Origin of the sequence: Curtobacterium sp. 'Ferrero' (assembly GCF_002412165.1) — a bacterium.
GTDB lineage: Bacteria > Actinomycetota > Actinomycetes > Actinomycetales > Microbacteriaceae > Curtobacterium.
The window spans coordinates 203,017-219,275 of sequence record NZ_NXIA01000004.1; the positions used below are offsets into that span (position 1 = coordinate 203,017).

13 protein-coding genes are annotated in these 16,259 nt (G+C 72.6%); 5 read left to right on the forward strand and 8 right to left on the reverse strand.

Annotated elements, in window-relative coordinates:
- Positions 1–28: 28 nt before the first annotated feature.
- Together Csp2054_RS06335 and Csp2054_RS06340 are read right to left on the reverse strand one after the other, a co-directional pair.
- Positions 29–550: a GNAT family N-acetyltransferase gene (locus Csp2054_RS06335; protein WP_096898451.1), complete on the reverse strand. Its 522-nt coding sequence runs from the start codon at positions 548–550 to the stop codon at positions 29–31.
- Complete coding sequence (locus Csp2054_RS06340) at positions 550–3,105, reverse strand: DEAD/DEAH box helicase (RefSeq protein WP_096898452.1); 2,556 nt, start codon at positions 3,103–3,105, stop codon at positions 550–552. Before Csp2054_RS06340 ends, Csp2054_RS06335 begins: the two co-directional genes overlap by 1 nt.
- 170 nt (positions 3,106–3,275) lie before the next feature.
- Between Csp2054_RS06340 and Csp2054_RS06345 the strand changes: the two genes are divergently transcribed.
- Entirely contained in the window at positions 3,276–4,316 is a 1,041-nt protein-coding gene (locus Csp2054_RS06345) for an LLM class flavin-dependent oxidoreductase (RefSeq protein WP_176491585.1), read from the forward strand.
- Positions 4,317–4,773: 457 nt separating this feature from the next.
- Here the strand turns inward: Csp2054_RS06345 and Csp2054_RS06350 are convergent, their stop codons facing one another.
- Entirely contained in the window at positions 4,774–7,248 is a 2,475-nt protein-coding gene (locus Csp2054_RS06350) for a glycoside hydrolase family 3 protein (RefSeq protein ID WP_411897139.1), read from the reverse strand.
- Between the two features lie 142 nt (positions 7,249–7,390).
- Here Csp2054_RS06350 and Csp2054_RS06355 point away from each other — a divergent pair, with 142 nt between their 5' ends.
- Positions 7,391–8,020 (forward strand): TetR/AcrR family transcriptional regulator, encoded by a 630-nt coding sequence (locus Csp2054_RS06355; RefSeq protein ID WP_096898455.1) that lies wholly within the window; start codon positions 7,391–7,393, stop codon positions 8,018–8,020.
- A gap of 3 nt (positions 8,021–8,023) precedes the next feature.
- On the opposite strand, the gene Csp2054_RS06360 is transcribed toward Csp2054_RS06355, so the two are convergent.
- A complete protein-coding gene (locus Csp2054_RS06360; RefSeq protein WP_096898456.1) occupies positions 8,024–9,739 on the reverse strand; it encodes an AMP-binding protein in 1,716 nt (571 codons plus the stop codon).
- A 162-nt stretch (positions 9,740–9,901) separates the two neighbouring features.
- On the opposite strand from Csp2054_RS06360, the gene Csp2054_RS06365 reads away from it, so the two are divergent.
- A complete protein-coding gene (locus Csp2054_RS06365; protein ID WP_176491586.1) occupies positions 9,902–10,765 on the forward strand; it encodes an NAD-dependent epimerase/dehydratase family protein in 864 nt (287 codons plus the stop codon).
- Between the two features lie 43 nt (positions 10,766–10,808).
- Here the strand turns inward: Csp2054_RS06365 and Csp2054_RS06370 are convergent, their stop codons facing one another.
- A complete protein-coding gene (locus tag Csp2054_RS06370; protein WP_176491587.1) occupies positions 10,809–12,440 on the reverse strand; it encodes a methyltransferase in 1,632 nt (543 codons plus the stop codon).
- Positions 12,437–12,814, reverse strand: coding sequence for an ArsR/SmtB family transcription factor (locus tag Csp2054_RS06375; RefSeq protein WP_096898457.1), 378 nt, complete (start codon positions 12,812–12,814; stop codon positions 12,437–12,439). The genes Csp2054_RS06370 and Csp2054_RS06375 overlap by 4 nt, the downstream gene beginning before the upstream one ends.
- A gap of 99 nt (positions 12,815–12,913) precedes the next feature.
- On the opposite strand from Csp2054_RS06375, the gene Csp2054_RS06380 reads away from it, so the two are divergent.
- Positions 12,914–14,185, forward strand: a complete 1,272-nt coding sequence (locus Csp2054_RS06380) for an MFS transporter (RefSeq protein WP_096898458.1) — start codon at positions 12,914–12,916, stop codon at positions 14,183–14,185.
- Between the two features lie 38 nt (positions 14,186–14,223).
- On the opposite strand, the gene Csp2054_RS06385 is transcribed toward Csp2054_RS06380, so the two are convergent.
- Positions 14,224–14,667 (reverse strand): TIGR02611 family protein, encoded by a 444-nt coding sequence (locus tag Csp2054_RS06385; RefSeq protein ID WP_096898459.1) that lies wholly within the window; start codon positions 14,665–14,667, stop codon positions 14,224–14,226.
- Between the two features lie 131 nt (positions 14,668–14,798).
- Positions 14,799–15,131 (reverse strand): TraR/DksA family transcriptional regulator, encoded by a 333-nt coding sequence (locus tag Csp2054_RS06390; protein WP_096898460.1) that lies wholly within the window; start codon positions 15,129–15,131, stop codon positions 14,799–14,801.
- Positions 15,132–15,188: 57 nt separating this feature from the next.
- Between Csp2054_RS06390 and Csp2054_RS06395 the strand changes: the two genes are divergently transcribed.
- The gene (locus tag Csp2054_RS06395; protein WP_255252634.1) at positions 15,189–16,220 is read left to right on the forward strand and encodes an LLM class flavin-dependent oxidoreductase; all 1,032 of its coding nucleotides are present in this window, start codon (positions 15,189–15,191) and stop codon (positions 16,218–16,220) included.
- Positions 16,221–16,259 lie beyond the last annotated feature (39 nt).

Consider the following 16,259-nt stretch of genomic DNA (forward strand, 5'->3'; position numbering starts at 1 on the left):
CGGAACTGCCATCGAACGTACCCGGCCGTCAGCGGGACCGTTCCCAGAGCGGCCGTTCCCAGAGCGAGACCGTGCTCTCCAGGTGGTCGTACCGGTACGGCTTCGTCTCCCCGGTCGGCTCGTACCCGAGCGCGCGCCAGAACGGCTCCGCGACGTCGGCGTTGGTCGCGACGATCCCGAGCCGGAGACGGTCGACCGGAGCGCGATCCACCGTCCGCACGAGTGCGACCACGGCGTCGTGCACCGCCCGCCCGTACCCGCGGCCCTGCGAGCCGCCCCGGACGACGAGCAACCCGATGTACGCGACGGTCGGCGCCGGGTAGCCGACGAGTACGTCCGCGAACGCCACGAGCAGGCCGTCCTCCCAGAGCCCGAGACCGTGCTTGCCCAGCGGGTCGAAGCCGTCCGGTACCGAGATCAACGCGCTCAGCCCGTCGGACGGTCCGGGCGGGTACCCGGTGATCCGTTCCGCGTACTCCGGGACGGTCTCGAGCAACGCCTGCAGTGCGTCGACGTCGTCTGCTCCGAGCGCACGGACCACGGCGGTCATCAGTCGACGTCCACCTCGGCCCAGCCGTCGAACCGGCCGATCTCGGTCACCCGGATGACGGCCTCGCCGGCCTCGTCGGAAGCGTCCAGGTCGATCGTCGCCGAGAACCCGAAGTCGCGGTCCCCCGACGGGTCGGCGAACGTCTGCCGGGCGCGCCACGTCCGGGACCCCTCGGTCAGCTGCAGGTACTGCATCGACCGGGCGTCGGCGTCGATGCCCACGGAGTCGTGCGAGTCGTAGTACTCCTCGAGCGCGGCGTCCCACTCGTCGCGCCCGAACCCTGCCGCACCGTCGAGCGCGGCCAGCCCGTCCACGTCGTCGGCGGCGGCGAGCAGCACGCGCTGGAACAGGGCGTTCCGCACGAGCACGCGGAAGGCGCGGGCGTTGCCCGTCAGGCGTGCGGGCTGCGGCGGCGCGATCTCCTCGTGCTCGGCCTCCGCGAGTGCCACGTCGCCGTTGAGCAGCGCCTCCCACTCGTCGACGAGTGAGGAGTCGGTCTGCTTGACGACCTCGCCGAGCCACTCGATGAGGTCGTCGAGCTCGGGGGTGCGCTGCTCCTCGATGATCGTCTGCCGCATGGTGCGGTAGGCGTCGGAGAGGTAGCGGAGCACGAGTCCCTCGGAGCGGGTGAGCTGGTAGAACCGCACGAAGTCGCCGAAGGTCATCGCGCGCTCGTACATGTCGCGGACGACGGCCTTGGGCGAGAGCTGGAAGTCGAGGACCCACGGCTGCTCGGCCGCGTAGGCCTCGTACGCGGCCGCCAGCAGCTCGTCGAGCGGCTTGGGCCAGGTGACCTCCTCGAGCAGCTCCATCCGCTCCTCGTACTCGATGCCCTCCTGCTTCATGCGGGCGACGGCCTCGCCGCGCTCCTTGAACTGCTGCTGCGCGAGGATGGCCCGCGGGTCGTCGAGGGTCGACTCGACGATCGACACCATGTCGAGTGCGTAGGTCGGCGAGGTCGGGTCGAGCAGCTCGAACGCGGCGAGCGCGAACGGTGAGAGCGGCTGGTTGAGCGCGAAGTTCGGCGCGACGTCGACGGTGAGCCGGTAGGAGCCGTCCACCTTCTCGATCACCCGGGCGTTGATGAGCGTCCGTCCGATGGTGATCGCCCGCCGGGCCATCGCGAGTTGCCGGGAGCGGGGCTCGTGGTTGTCGAAGACGAGCGACCGGACGTCCTCGAAGGGGGAGCCCCCACGCGCCACGACGGACAGCACCATGGCGTGCGTGATCCGCATGCGGGACACCATCGGCTCGGGCTCGGCCGCGATGAGCTTGTCGAACGACGCCTGCCCCCAGGAGACGAACCCGTCGGGAGCCTTCTTCTTCTTGACCTTGCCCTTCTTCTTCGGGTCGTCGCCGGCCTTGGCGAGCGCGCGGGCGTTCTCGATCTCGTGCTCGGGGGCCTCGGCGACGACGTCGCCCTCGGTGTCGTACCCGGCACGACCGGCCCGTCCGGCGATCTGGTGGAACTCCCGAGCGGAGAGCTGCCGCATCCGGGAGCCGTCGAACTTCGTCAGCCCCGTGAGCAGCACCGAGCGGATGGGGACGTTGATGCCGACGCCGAGGGTGTCCGTGCCGCAGATGACCGGCAGGAGACCCCGCTGCGCGAGCTGCTCGATCAGCCGTCGGTACTTCGGGAGCATGCCGGCGTGGTGCACGCCGATGCCGGCCCGCACGAGTCGGGAGAGCGTCTGTCCGAAGCCGGCGCTGAACCGGAAGCCCGCGATGGCCTCGGCGATCTCGTCCCGGCGTTCGCGCGACGCGACCTTCACCGACATGAGCGCCTGCGCCCGCTCGAGGGCGGCGGCCTGGGCGAAGTGCACGATGTAGACCGGCGCCTTGCCCTCCTCGAGCAGCCGTTCGACGGTCTCCTGCACGGGCGTCATCACGTACTCGTAGGTCAGCGGCACGGGCCGGGACACGCCGGTCACCCGCGCGGTCGGACGACCGGTCCGCCGGGAGAGGTCGTCCGCGATGGTGGTGACGTCGCCGAGCGTCGCCGACATGAGCAGGAACTGCGCGCGTTCGAGGACGAGCAGCGGCACCTGCCACGCCCAGCCCCGATCGGGGTCGCCGTAGTAGTGGAACTCGTCCATCACGACGACGTCCACCTCGGCATCGGGTCCCTGCCGCAGCGCCAGGTTCGCGAGGATCTCAGCCGTGCAGCACACGATCGGGGCGTCCGCGTTGACGCTCGAGTCGCCGGTCACCATGCCGACGTTCTGCGCACCGAACAGGTCGACGAGCTGGAAGAACTTCTCGGAGACGAGGGCCTTGATCGGCGCCGTGTAGTAGCTCCGCTTCCCCTCGGCGAGCGCCGCGAAGTGCGCCCCGGCGGCGACGAGGGACTTCCCGGTGCCGGTGGGCGTCGACAGGACGACGTTCGCGCCGGACACGAGTTCGATGACCGCTTCGTCCTGCGCCGGGTAGAGCGGACGGCCGCCCTCGGCGGCCCAGGCGGCGAACGCCTCGTAGACGGCGTCCGGGTCGACGACACCGTCGACCGCCGCCGGCAGGGCGGCGACGAGCGGAGGCTGGGTGGTGACGTCGGTCATGTGACCATCCTCCCAGGTGGGTGGTGACCGACCGACGGACTGGGCCCACGCCGCCGGTTCCGGACCGACGCGTCAGCGGCGGGCCGGCCGTGCCGGTGGGGAGAGGAACGGTGCGGGCCCGCACCGCGCCTCCCGTCCCGCACGTGGATGCGTCCGCATACAGTGGACCGGTGCGCGAACTCGGATTCCTCTCCTTCGTCCCGAACCACGCTGGCACCGCAGGTGCCGCCGCCGCGCTGGAGGACGGCCTCCGGCTGTTCGCCGCCGCGGAGGCGTCCGGCTACGGCACCGGCTGGGTGCGCGGTCGGCACTTCGAGCCGTTCCTCACCAGTCCGATGACGTTCTTCGCGGCGGCCGCCCAGCGGACGAGCACGATCCGGTTCGGCACGGCCGTCCTCGGCATGCGGTACGAGGACCCGATCCGGCTCGCCGAGGACGCCAGCACGGTCGACCTGCTGAGCGGCGGGCGCGTGCAGCTCGGCATCAGCACCGGGATCGCCGGGTACGGGCCGATCCTCGACCCGGTGTTCGGCTCGGTCGACCGCAGCTTCCGCGACGAGGCCGAGGCCCGGGCCGCCCGACTGCTCGAGGTGCTGCAGGGGGAGCCGCTCGGATCGGCCGGCAAGGGCTACGAGAGCATCCCGGCCGGTGCCGACCTGACCCTGCAGCCGCTCAGCCCGGGCTTGCGCGACCGGGTGTGGTGGGGCGGCGGCAGCATGGGCACCGCGGTCCGCACGGCCGAGAAGGGCCTGCTGCTGCACTGCTCGACCCTGAACACCGAGGACACCGGAGCGCCGTTCGCGGTGGCGCAGGCGGACCAGATCGCGGCGTACCGTGAGCGCTTCGCCGAGCTGCAGGCCGAGGGCCGGTTCGCGGGCCGGACGCCGAAGGTGGCCGTGGGCCGGATCGTGGTGCCCCTCCTCGACGACCACGACCGGGCGGTGCACGAGGAGTTCCTCACCGGGTACGCCTCCGGGATGGACGACGAGGGTCGCCCGCTGTCCGGCACGCCGCCCTTCCGGTTCAGCCGGGTCGTGTCGGGTTCGGTCGCCGAGATCACCGAGACGCTGCTCGCCGACCCGGCCGTGCGGACGACGGACGAGCTCGTGATCACCCTGCCGGCGAACGGCGACGCCGCGTCGCACGAGCGCATCCTCCGGATCGTGGCCGAGGAGGTCGCCCCGGCGGTCTGTGCCGAGCACGCCGGCTAGGACCCGTCGGGGAACGCCCGAGCGAGGCGGCTGCCCGGTGGCATCCGGCGGGGGCCCCGTCGGGCTGGTGAGTTCCCGGGCCCCCGCCGGATGACCATCCCGTCCCTGATCCGCACGGGATGGTGCTGCCATCGTCGCACCGACCGGTCGGTTTGTCACAGCCAACCCGCAGCCAACGTGATTGTTCGTCACACTATTGTGCCCGCACCGGGCGCAGCGGACCGACCTGCCCTCGTCGCACGACGGGTCGGTACGCTCCGAGACGACGAATGCGTCCCCGCGCGGACGCGGGGACGCATTCTGGAACACACCGGTGCCGCCCGGGCTGATCGATCGGATCAGGAGATCGACTCGCACGCACGACGGCACCGTTCACGGTGTGTACGCGATCGGTAACCAGCCGACACGCGCGGAAATCATGCTACTGGGGCGCAACCGGTTGCGCGCGGAAAGCGGATCACTCCAGTTCGAGTGCCACGGCTCCCGCCTCGTCGACGACCGAGGCCCCCACGTGCAGGGTGAAGCCGCCGGGCTCGTACGCCCACGCGCCGTCCTGTCCGCCGTCCCAGTGCGCGAACGCACGAGCCGGGACCTCGATCGACACCTCGGTCGACTCCCCCGCACCGAGCCGCACGGGCGCGAAGCCGACGAGCCACCGCACCGGACGGTCGACCGCGGAGTCCGCACGCGAGGCGTACACCTGCACGACGTGCTTGCCGGGCCGGTCGCCGGTGTTCGCGACGGTCGCCGTGACCACCACCGCGTCCCCCGCACGCACGGTGGGGGTCGCCGCGACGCCGTCGATCGTCCAGGTCGTGTAGCCGAGGCCGTGTCCGAACGGGTACGCCGGCGTCGTGCCCGCGCGCAGCCACGCCCGGTACCCGACGTGCACGCCCTCGTCGTAGGCGACCTCCCCGTCGACCGGGGTCACGTTCGCCACGGGGACGTCGGCGAGCGCCACGGGCCACGTCGTGGGGAGGCGCCCGCCGGGCTCGGCCGCACCCGTCAGCACGTCGGCGAGGGCGTTGCCGTACTCCTGGCCGCCGAACCACGTCAGCAGCACCGCGGCGACGTCGTCGCGCCAGGGCATCTCGACGGGCGAGCCCGCGTTCACCACGACGATCGTGTTCGGGTTGACGGCGGCCACCGCGGCGACCAGGGCGTCCTGGTGCCCGGGCAGCGTCAGCGAGTCGCGGTCGTAGCCCTCGGACTCGACCCTGCTGTTCGTGCCGACGACGACCACGGCGACGTCCGCTCCGGTGGCCGCACGCACGGCCTGCTCGACGAGGACGTCAGGGTCGTCGTCGCTCGGCTCGGTGCCGAACTGGTACGCGAGCACCCCACCGAGGGCCTCGTCCTGCACGATGTCGTGCTCGATGCGGATCGCGAGCCGTTGCCCGGACGTCACCTCGACCGGCACCGAACGCGCGGGCGGGTTGAGGAAGGCGGCGCCGAGCTGGTCGCCCTCGGTTCCGACGGACTCGTCGAGGACGAGCGACCCGTCGATCCACATCCGTGAGCGTCCGGCGGCGCCGATGCCGATCCGGACCGTGCCGGTGGCGGGTGCCGTGTACGTGGTGGTGATGTCGAGCCGGTCGGCCTCGCGGATCGGGGCGTCGCCGCCGAACCAGAAGAGCGCAGTGGCGCGCCGGTGCTCGACGAAGAGCTCCTCGCCGTCGCGGACGAAGGCGATGCGGGCCCCGGGCTCGCCGGTCGCCGGGTTCGTGATGGTCGAGAGCGGGAACTCGGCGATGCCCTCCTGCACGACCGCGCCGATCGCGAAGTCGACGGTCGCGCCGGGGAAGGCGGCACGGATGCCGTCGAGGGGCGAGACCACCGACGCCGGCACGACGGTCGCGGAGCCACCGCCCTGCGTCCGGGCCTGGTCGGCGTTGTGGCCGACGACGGCGATCCGCGAGACCGCGGCGGCGTCGAGCGGCAGGACGCCGGTGTTCCGGACGAGGACGGTGCCCTCGGCCTCGGCCTCGCGGACGAACGCGACGCCGTCCTCGACGTGCACGGGCTCGGCGGCGACGGGCTCGAACCCCTCGAGGGCGCCGACGCGGGCCGCGAGGGTCAGGATGCGCCGGACCTTGCGGTCGATCGCCTCCATCGGGATCTCGCCGGCCTCGACCGCCCGCAGCAGCGGCCCCTGGCTCCACCACGGGTTCGGTCCGGGCATGGCGACGTCCTGCGAGGCGGTCGCGGCCTCGACCGAGCGCACACCGGTCCAGTCGGACACGACGATGCCGTCGAAGCCCCACTCCGAGTTCAACGGCGTCTCGAGCAGGTCGTTCTCCGACGCGGTGACCCCGTTGATCGCGTTGTACGACGACATGACCGCCCAGGCGTGCGCCTCGGTGACGGCCTTCTCGAACGCCAGCAGGTAGAGCTCGCGCAGTGCCCGGTCGGACACCTCGGTGCTCGCGGTGAAGCGGTCGGTCTCGTAGTCGTTCGCGACGTAGTGCTTCGGGGTCGCCGCGACGCCGTTCTCCTGCACCCCGGCGACGTAGCTCGCCGCCAGGTCGCCGGTGAGCAGCGGGTCCTCGCTGAACGCCTCGAAGTGCCGTCCACCGAGCGGGGAACGGTGCAGGTTGATGGTCGGACCGAGCACGACGTCGACCCCCTTGCGACGGGCCTCGACGGCGGCGGCGGCACCGTACCGCTTCGCGATCGCCCGGTCCCAGCTCGCCGACAGCGCGGTCGCGGACGGCAGGTTGAGCGACGGGTCGCGTTCGTCCCACACCTCGCCGCGCACCCCGGACGGCCCGTCGGACATGAGGATGCGCCGGAGGCCGATGTCCTCGATCGGCCAGGTGGTCCAGAAGTCACGACCGGTCAGCAGTCGGACCTTCTGCTCGGTGGTCAGCCGCGCGAGGAGCGCGTCGATGCGCTCCGCGATCGGACTGGAGGCGCGGGTGGGGTCGGTCACGATGGTCACGGTGGCGGGTCCTCTCGACGGTCGACGGGGGTCGGACGCACCACGCACCCTCGTCGGTGGTGCCCTCACCGTAGCACCCAAAACCGTGCCTTGGTTGGTTTTACGGGCGGACTCCTGGCGGTAGCCTCGCGGCATGGCACGACGGGGTTCGTACGCAAAGGGCATCGCGAAGCGGGAGGAGATCCTCACGATCGCGCTCGACCTCGTCGCCGTGAACGGCTTCCGCCGGACCAGCATCAAGGACATCGCGGACGCCGTCGGGCTCACCCAGGCCGGCCTGCTCCACTACTTCGACTCGAAGGACGAGCTCTGGGTCGAGGTGCTCCGCCGACGTGACGCGATCGACAACGCGCACGACTGGCACGCCACGAACCCCGCCGAGCTGCTCGCGGCGGTCGTGCGCCACAACGCCGAGGTGCCCGGTCTGGTGCAGATGTTCGTCAACCTGTCGGCAGCCGCGGCCACCGACCCGGAGCACGCCGCCCACGAGTACTTCCGCGAGCGCTACGCGACCACCCGTGCGGAGATGACCCGGCAGTTCCGCGAGATGCAGGAGGACGGGCGGTTGCGGGAGGACCTCGACGTGGAACGGCTGACCAGCGTGCTGCTCGCGGCGTCGGACGGCATGCAGATCCAGTGGCTCTACGACCCCAGCCGCGACATGGCCGAGCACGTGGAGTTCGTCGCCCAGCTCGCGATCGCCCAGGCCAGCACCACCTCGGCGGCGACCGGGTCGCGCGGTGCCGTGGCCGGCGCCGACTGACCGCTACCGGATCGACCGCAGGTCCGGGAACCGGTCCTCGCGCCACTCGCCGGGAGCCGGCACCCCGCTCGCGGCCGCCTGCTCCTCGCGTTCACGGAGCTCGACGCGACGGATCTTGCCCGAGATGGTCTTCGGGAGCTCGGCGAACTCGACCCGTCGCACCCGCGCGTACGCGGGCAGGACGGCGCGCGCGTGCCGGAGCACCTCGAACGCCGTCGTCTCGTCCGCGGCCCACCCCGCGGCGAGCGTGACGTACGCCTTCACGACCGTGAGCCGGGCGGCGTCCGGAGCCGGCACGACCGCGCTCTCGGCGACGGCGGGGTGCTGCAGGAGCGCGCTCTCGACCTCGAACGGTGAGACCTTGTAGTCCGAGGACTTGAACACGTCGTCGGTCCGACCGATGAACGTCAGCTGGCCGTCGGCACCCCGGGTCGCGATGTCGCCGGTGTGGAAGAACCCGTCGCGCATCGCGGTGTCGGTGCGGGCGGTGTCGCCGAGGTAGCCCGTCATCAGGTTCAGCGGGCGTTCGGTCAGGTCGAGGCAGACCTCGCCCTCGTCGCCGGCCGCACCGGTCACCGGGTCGAGCAGCACGACCTCGACCCCGGGCAGCGGTGTGCCCATCGCGCCCGGGGTCACCGGTGCCCCGGGGGCGTTGCCGATGATCGCGGTCGTCTCCGTCTGCCCGTAGCCGTCCCGGATCGTCAGTCCCCACGCGGCCGCCACCCGGTCGATGACCTCGGGGTTGAGCGGCTCGCCGGCGGACACGAGCTCGCGGAGCGCCCGGGGCCGAGCGCCGAGGTCGCCCTGCAGCATCATCCGCCAGGCGGTCGGCGGCGCGCAGAACGAGGTGACCTCGGCACGGTCGAGCTGGTGCAGGAGCGCCGCCGGGTCGAACCGCGGGCTGTCGTGCACGAACACGGTCGCCTCGGCGATCCACGGTGCGAAGAAGCAGCTCCACGCGTGCTTGCCCCACCCGGGCGAGCTGATCGCCAGGTGGACGTCGCCGGGGCGCACGCCGAGCCAGTGCATGGTGCTGAGGTGCCCGACCGGGTACGAGGTCTGCGAGTGCACGACCATCTTCGGCTTCGAGGTCGTCCCCGAGGTGAAGTACACCAGGCAGGGGTCCGACGAGCTCGTCGTCACCTCGGGCCGCGGCTCGACGTGCGCGCTCGGGTCGCCGAGGTCCGCCGGGTACGGCGTCCACCCGTCGGCTGCCCCACCGATGACGATCCGCGACGTCGCACCGCGCACGTCCGCGAACTTGTCGGCGTGCTCGACCGTCGTGACGACGTGGGCGACCGAGCCCCGGTCCACCCGGTCCTGCAGGTCCGCGGTGTCGAGCATGGTGGTCGTCGGCAGGATGACCGCGCCGACCTTCATCACCGCGAGCATCGTCTCCCACAGCTCGAGCCGGTTGCCGAGCATGAGCAGCACGTGGTCGCCCCGAGCGACGCCGTGCCGGTGCAGCCAGGCGGCGAGCCGGTCCGACCGCGCGGCCATCTCGGCGTAGCTCCACCGGTGGTCGCCGTCGGCGTCGACGATCCAGAGCGCTGTCCGGTCGTTGTCGGTCGCCACGACGTCGAACCAGTCGGTCGCCCAGTTGAACGAGTCACCGACGTCGGGCCAGCGGAAGCCCGCGCGAGCGGCTCCGGCGGACTCGGCGGCGAGCAGCTGGTCGCGCGCGGCACGGAGGGCGGCGGTCGCGTGGGGGGAGGACACACGACGATCATGCCCGATGCCCCGATGCCCCGGTGCCCGGTGCCCGGTGTCCGGACGCCCGGATCGCCCTGCGCCCGCCGGACAGGTACCGCTGGTGCCTGGATGCGTCCGGACGCCGACGGGCAGGATGGATCGGTACGAACTCGAGGAAGAGGAGACGCGATGACGCGCGTGGTGGTCACCGGAGGCAGTGGGAAGCTCGGACGGGCCGTGGTCCGGCACCTGGACGAGCACGGGTACGACGTGGTCCTGGTCGACCGTGTGCCGTCCCCCGACAAGCCCGACGGGGTGCAGTTCGTCCGCACCGACCTCGGCGACCACGGCCAGGTCCTGAACGTGCTGCTCGGCGTGGACGACCGGTACGACCACGTCGACGCCGTCGTGCACCTCGCCGCCGTGCCCGCCCCCGGTCAGGTGCCGGACGTGGCGCTCATCACGAACAACGTCACGGCGTCGATCAACGTGTTCCACGCCGCCCGCGCCGCCCGCATCAAGAACGTCGTGTGGGCGTCGAGCGAGACCCTGCTCGGCATCCCCATGGGCGAGCACCACCCGCCGTACCTGCCGGTCGACGAGGAGTTCCCGGTCCGTCCGCAGTCGTCCTACTCGCTCGGCAAGGCCGTCGAGGAGGAGATGGCGCGCCACTTCACCCGCTGGGACCCGGAGCTGAAGATGGTCGGCCTGCGGTTCTCGAACGTGATGGACGAGACCGACTACCCGTCGTTCCCGTGGGACGCCGACCCCGAGGCCAAGACCTTCAACCTGTGGTCGTACATCGACTCCCGCGACGGCGCCCAGGCGGTCCGCCGGGCGCTCGAGGCCGACCTCACCGGGTTCGAGGCGTTCATCATCGCGAACACCGACACCGTGATGGACACCCCGACCATCGAGCTCGTCGAACGGTACGTGCCCGACATCGAGCGCCGGAGCGAGATCGACGGCGTCAGCTCGCTGCTGTCGAGCGAGAAGGCCCGCGAGCTCCTCGGCTTCGTGCCCGAGCACAGCTGGCGCGACCACCGCGCCTGACGGCGTCGACGGGCCGAGTCCGGCCGGCGCCGGCCGGCCCCCGTCAGGCGGGCAGCAGGAGCCCGTCGAGCACGAGGTCACGCGCTCGTGGCAGCAGGTCCGCCACGAGTGCGTCCTCGTCCGCGCCGGTGATCTGCGCGATCGCGGCGATGATGGCCTGCACCGACAGCTCGCCGTCGCACGCCCCGACGAAGGCGGCGAGCGCGGTGTCCGCGTCCACCCGACGTCCGAACCCGCCGCCCTGCACGAGCGTCATCACGGTGGGGTCGTCGTTGCCCGGCCAGTAGTACCGCTCCTCGGTGACGTCCCCGGCGACCCGGAGGTGCGCCGCGGCGAGCGCTGCGTCGTCGTGCGCGGCGAGCCAGGCCGAGGCGTCGAGCACGCGTGCCACGGTGGCTCCGAGCCCGGCGGGGTTCGAGCCGAGCGTCTCGGGGACGCGCTCGAACCGGCGGAGGCGGGTCGTGCCTCCCGGCCGTCCGTCCGCACCCACCGGGCGTCGCACGACGACGTACCCGAAGCCCACGCCGGTGACCCGGCGGTCGCGGAAGTCGTCGAGCCAGGCGTCCACCAGGGCGTCGAACCGGGCCGTGCCGGGCTTGGTGCCGCCGTCGCGGATCCAGGTCTCGGCGTAGGCGGGCGGGTCCTCGCGTTCCCGTTCGACCACCCAGACGTCGAGGTCGGTGTCGGCGAACCACGAGCGCACGCGGTCGAGGCCGTCCGAGCCCCACCGGTACTCCCAGTTGCCGAGGAGCTGCGCGGTCCCGCCGGGTTCGAGGTGGTCGGCCAGTCCGCGCAGGACGGTCTCGACGAGGGCGTCGCCGACCATCCCGCCGTCGCGGTACTCGTACGACGGGACGCCCTCGCGCCGCGGGGTGATGACGAACGGCGGGTTCGACACGATGCGGTCGAACCGCTCCCCCGCGACCGGCTCGAACAGCGACCCGTGACGCAGTTCGATGCCGTCCAGTCCGTTCAGCGCGACGTTGAACCGCGCGATGTCGAGGGCTCGGTGGGAGATGTCGGTGGCGACGACCTCGTCGGCGAACCGGCGGGCGTGCATCGCCTGGATGCCGCAGCCGGTCCCGAGGTCGAGCACGCGGCGGACCGGCACGGGGAGCTGCAGTCCGGACAGGGTCGTGGTGGCACCCCCGATGCCGAGCACGTGCTCCTCGCCGAGTGCCGTGCCGAGGGCCAGTTCGCCGAGGTCGGAGACGATCCACCAGCTGCCCGCGCCGAGGTCGTCGACGAACGCGTAGGGGCGGAGGTCGACCGTCGGGTGCACGAGGGCGTCGGCCGGTTCGAGCGGCAGGCCCGAGTCGTCGACGCCGGTGCCGCGCGGGTCCGCGTCGGCCTCGGTGCCGCGGAGCAGCCCGGCCGCGACGACGGCTGCCACCCCGGCGGTGGGGAACGCGGCCTCGGCGTGCGCCCGCGTCACCGGCAGCCCGAGCACGAAGAGGGTGGCGAGGGTGGCGAGCGGCGAGGTGTCCCGTGCGGCGAGCGCGCGGAGCGCCGCGACCCGTGACCCGCGGTGGAGCGACGCGGCCGCCTCGGTCCCCCAGAGCGCGTCGAGCCGGTCGACGGTGAACCCGGCCGTGTCGAGGTCCGCCGCGATCGCCCGCACGGCGGCGGGGTCGGTGGTGATCGTCGGGAGCCGGTGGGTGGCGGTGCCGGTCACGCCGGGACCTCCGCGCGCATGAGGGCCGACGGGACCTCCCACGCGACGACGAGGTCGAGGAGCCCCGGGAACCGCTGCTCGACCTCGTCGACGCGGACACGGCTGGACCGGGTGAGGCCCTCCTGGTGCTGCTCGAGCAGCCCGGCCTCGCGGAGGACGCGGAAGTGGTGCGTCAGCGTCGACTTGGGCCGGTCCACCCCGACCCAGCCGCAACTGCGGGTCCCGCCGGCGGCGTCGACGAGGTACCGGTGCAGGATGGCGAGCCGGATCGGGTCGCTGAGGGCGTCGAGCACCGCGGGCAGGTCCATCTCGGCCACGGTCGGCTGCGGCAACCGTTCCGGAGCGGTCGGGACGACTTCGACGTTCGCGGGCATGCACGAGACGGTAGCACCGTTCCACGCATGTACGACTTGTCTCGTACAGCGGAGTACGGTACGAATGCAGTCGTACAACGATCGACCGGAAGGACGGCCATGCAGACAGCACGCTCGGTGACGGGGTTCTGGATCCTCACCGCCACGCTCCTCGCCGCGATGGCGTCCTCCGCCGTGCCGTCGCCGATCTACCCGGTGTACGCCGCCGAGTGGCACCTCACGCCGCTCATGCTCACCGCGGTCTTCGCGATCTACGTCGCCGGGCTCCTGGTCACGATGCTCGTCGTCGGTCGGCTGTCGGACCACGTCGGTCGGAAGCCGGTCCTGTTCGCCGGCGGCCTGCTGCTCGTGGTGTCGCTCGCGCTCTTCACCCGGGCCGACGGCCTGACCGCGCTCGTGGTGGACCGCATCGTGCAGGGCGTCGCCGTGGGCCTGCTCATCGGGGCCCTGGGCGCGGCCCTGATCGACAACTCGCTCGAGCGGTTCCCGTCCCTCGCCGGGGTGCTGAACGGGGCCGTGCCCCCGTTCGCCCTCGCCACGGGTGCCCTGTCGAGCGGCGCCCTGGTCGAGTGGGGCCCGGCACCGGAGCAGCTCGTGTACGTCGTCTTCGGGGCGCTGCTGCTCCTCCTCGTCGTCGCCCTCGTGGTCGTGCCGGAGCGGGTGACCCGTCGCCCGGGCGCCCTCCGGTCACTCCGCCCCACGGTCAGCGTGCCGCGCGCCTCCCGAGCCCTGTTCCGCAGCGTCGCCGGGGCGCTCGTCGCCAGCTGGGCGCTCGGCGGGCTCTTCCTGTCGCTCGTGCCGTCCGCGCTCGGAGCGGTGTTCGGCATCGACAACCACTTCGCCGCCGGGGCCCTGATCGCCGTGGTCACCGGGGTCGGCGGACTGACCGGCCTCGCGATCCAGCGGTTCGACCCGCGCCGCAGCCTGTACCTCGGGCTCGTCGCGCTCATCGCGGGCCCGGTCGTCACGGTGGCGTTCGTCTTCGCCCACTCGCTCCCCGGCCTCGTCGTCGGCAGTGCGATCGCCGGCGTCGGGTTCGGCGCGGGGTTCCAGGCGCCGCTGCGGATGCTGCTCGCCACCGCCGCGCCGACGCACCGCGCGGGCCTCCTGTCGTCCGTCTACGTCGTCAGCTACCTGGCGTTCGGCGTGCCCGCGGTCGTCGCGGGCTTGGTCGAACCGGCGCTCGGGTTCGTGCCCGTGCTCGCCGGGTACGGCGCGTTCATCGTGCTCGCGGCCGCGACCGCGCTCGTCCTGCAGCTCGCGTCCCGTCGCGGGGCGGCCGTCGAGGAGCGCGCGGCCGAGGTCGTCGAGCGCACGGCGACCGGGTCCGTGGGCACGTGCCCACGCCGCGGGACCGCCAACGCGGACTGAGCGGACACCCGCTCGGCCCCGCGCCTCGCGGGCACCGCTCAGTGCCCGGGGTGCGCCTGCCCACGGGTCCGGGGCCGCACACCGGTGTTCCGGTGGGCTTCGGCGTGCGCGGCGTCGACGTCGGCCTTGCCCCGGTCGGCGGCACGGCGGAGCCAGCCGGGCCCGTGCGTCTTCGCCCAGTCCCAGAACCGGTGCAGCTGGGCCCGGAGCCACGTGATGATCCGGTGGAAGAAGTGGAACTCGCTCGCGAGGACGGTCAGCCCGATGAACACGATGAGCCACCCCGGGCCGGGCAGCGGCACGAGGATCAGCCCGATCACGACCACGAGTCCACCGACGATCCCGACCAGGACCTTGTAGAACAGGTGCACGTGCGGTCGGGCATGGATCCACGCGCGGAGGTCCCGGAACCACCGGAACCGGTGGTCCCGCTCCTCCGTCGGCTCGACAGCGTCGGGTCGCTCGTCGGGTGTGCGGTCCATGTCGGCACGGTAGGGGCTGCGGCTGGGAAACTGCGCCGCAGCGGACGGAAGGGACCTGGGCGACGCACCACGGGCCTCCCGGCCGGGTCGCGTCGGCGCCCCGCACCGCGATGGTCCGGACAGGAGGCCCGTCAGGCGTGGGCGACGCAGGTCGCCGCCCACGGGACGGCCGCCAGGCGCGCCTCCGGGATCGGCTCCCCGCCGACCGCGCAGCTGCCGTAGGTCCCGGCGTCGAGCCGCGCGAGCGCGGCGTCCACCTGCCGGATCCGCTCGCGGGCGCCGTCCCGCACCGCGCCGAGCGAGCCGCGCTCCCACGCGAGCGTCGCACCCTCGGGGTCGTGCTCGTCGTCCGCGTTCGCGTCCTGGCGGGCGTCGCTCACGTCCCGCATGCTCCGCTCGACGTCGGCGAGGAGCCGCTCGTTGCGCAGCCGTTCGGCGGTGAGTGCCGCACGCGGGTCGTCCATGGCGCACCACCGTAGTCCGGCCGGAATGCGCTCGCGCTCGGATGCGTTCGCATCGACATGACGAAGATCGGGTTCCTGTCGTTCGGACACTGGCGCGACGTGCCGGGGTCCCGGGTGCGCAGCGCGCGTGAGGCCCTCGTCCAGGCGGTGGACCTCGCGGTCGCCGCCGAGGAGGTCGGTGTCGACGGCGCGTACTTCCGCGTGCACCACTTCGCGCCGCAGCAGGCCGCACCGTTCCCGCTCCTGTCCGCGATCGCCGCGCGGACCAGCCGGATCGAGATCGGCACGGGCGTCATCGACATGCGGTACGAGAACCCCCTGTACATGGCCGAGGAGGCCGCCGCCACGGACCTGATCTCCGGTGGTCGACTGCAGCTCGGCGTCTCCCGTGGCTCACCCGAGACCGCCCTCGCGGGGTACCAGCAGTTCGGGTACGTCCCGGACGCGGGCGACCCGAACGGGGCGGATCTCGCCCGGGCGCACACGAGTGTCTTCCGCCGCGCGATCGCCGGCGAACCGATGGCGAACGCGAACCCGCAGATGACCGGCACGGCCGGGTCGCTGCCCGTGTTCCCGCTGTCGGACACCCTCCCGGACCGCATCTGGTGGGGTGCCGGCACCCGTGCCACCGCCGAGTGGACCGCCGAGCAGGGCATGAACCTCATGTCGTCGACGCTCCTCACCGAGGACACCGGTGTGCCGTTCGACGAACTCCAGGCCGAGCAGATCGCGCGCTTCCGGTCGACCTGGGAGCAGATGGGGTGGGGCCGCGAGCCGCGGGTGTCGGTCTCGCGGAGCATCATCCCGATCGTCGACGACGAGTCCCGCCGGTACTTCGGCGTCCGGGCACAGGTCGAGGGGCAGGACCAGGTCGGGCACCTCGACGGTGGACTCGCCCGCTTCGGCCGCTCGTACATCGGGGAGCCCGAGGACCTGGTGGCCGAGCTCGCTGCCGACCAGGCGGTCCGCGCCGCCGACACCGTGCTCGTGACCGTGCCGAACCAGCTCGGCGTCGACTTCAACGCCCGACTGCTCGCCGCGGTCGAGGACGTCTTCCGCGAGGTCGACGCCGCGCCGGTCCCCGCCTGACCGAGCGGTCCTCCTTGTTGCCGACACCCGGGTTGGGTG

Coding starts and splice junctions, on each gene's coding strand:
- Csp2054_RS06335 (WP_096898451.1), bottom strand. CDS start 550: ATGACCGCCGTGGTCCGTGCGCTCGGAGCAGACGACGTCGACGCACTG.
- Csp2054_RS06340 (WP_096898452.1), bottom strand. CDS start 3,105: ATGACCGACGTCACCACCCAGCCTCCGCTCGTCGCCGCCCTGCCGGCG.
- Csp2054_RS06355 (WP_096898455.1), top strand. CDS start 7,391: ATGGCACGACGGGGTTCGTACGCAAAGGGCATCGCGAAGCGGGAGGAG.
- Csp2054_RS06365 (WP_176491586.1), top strand. CDS start 9,902: ATGACGCGCGTGGTGGTCACCGGAGGCAGTGGGAAGCTCGGACGGGCC.
- Csp2054_RS06375 (WP_096898457.1), bottom strand. CDS start 12,814: ATGCCCGCGAACGTCGAAGTCGTCCCGACCGCTCCGGAACGGTTGCCG.
- Csp2054_RS06380 (WP_096898458.1), top strand. CDS start 12,914: ATGCAGACAGCACGCTCGGTGACGGGGTTCTGGATCCTCACCGCCACG.
- Csp2054_RS06385 (WP_096898459.1), bottom strand. CDS start 14,667: ATGGACCGCACACCCGACGAGCGACCCGACGCTGTCGAGCCGACGGAG.
- Csp2054_RS06390 (WP_096898460.1), bottom strand. CDS start 15,131: ATGGACGACCCGCGTGCGGCACTCACCGCCGAACGGCTGCGCAACGAG.
- Csp2054_RS06395 (WP_255252634.1), top strand. CDS start 15,189: ATGACGAAGATCGGGTTCCTGTCGTTCGGACACTGGCGCGACGTGCCG.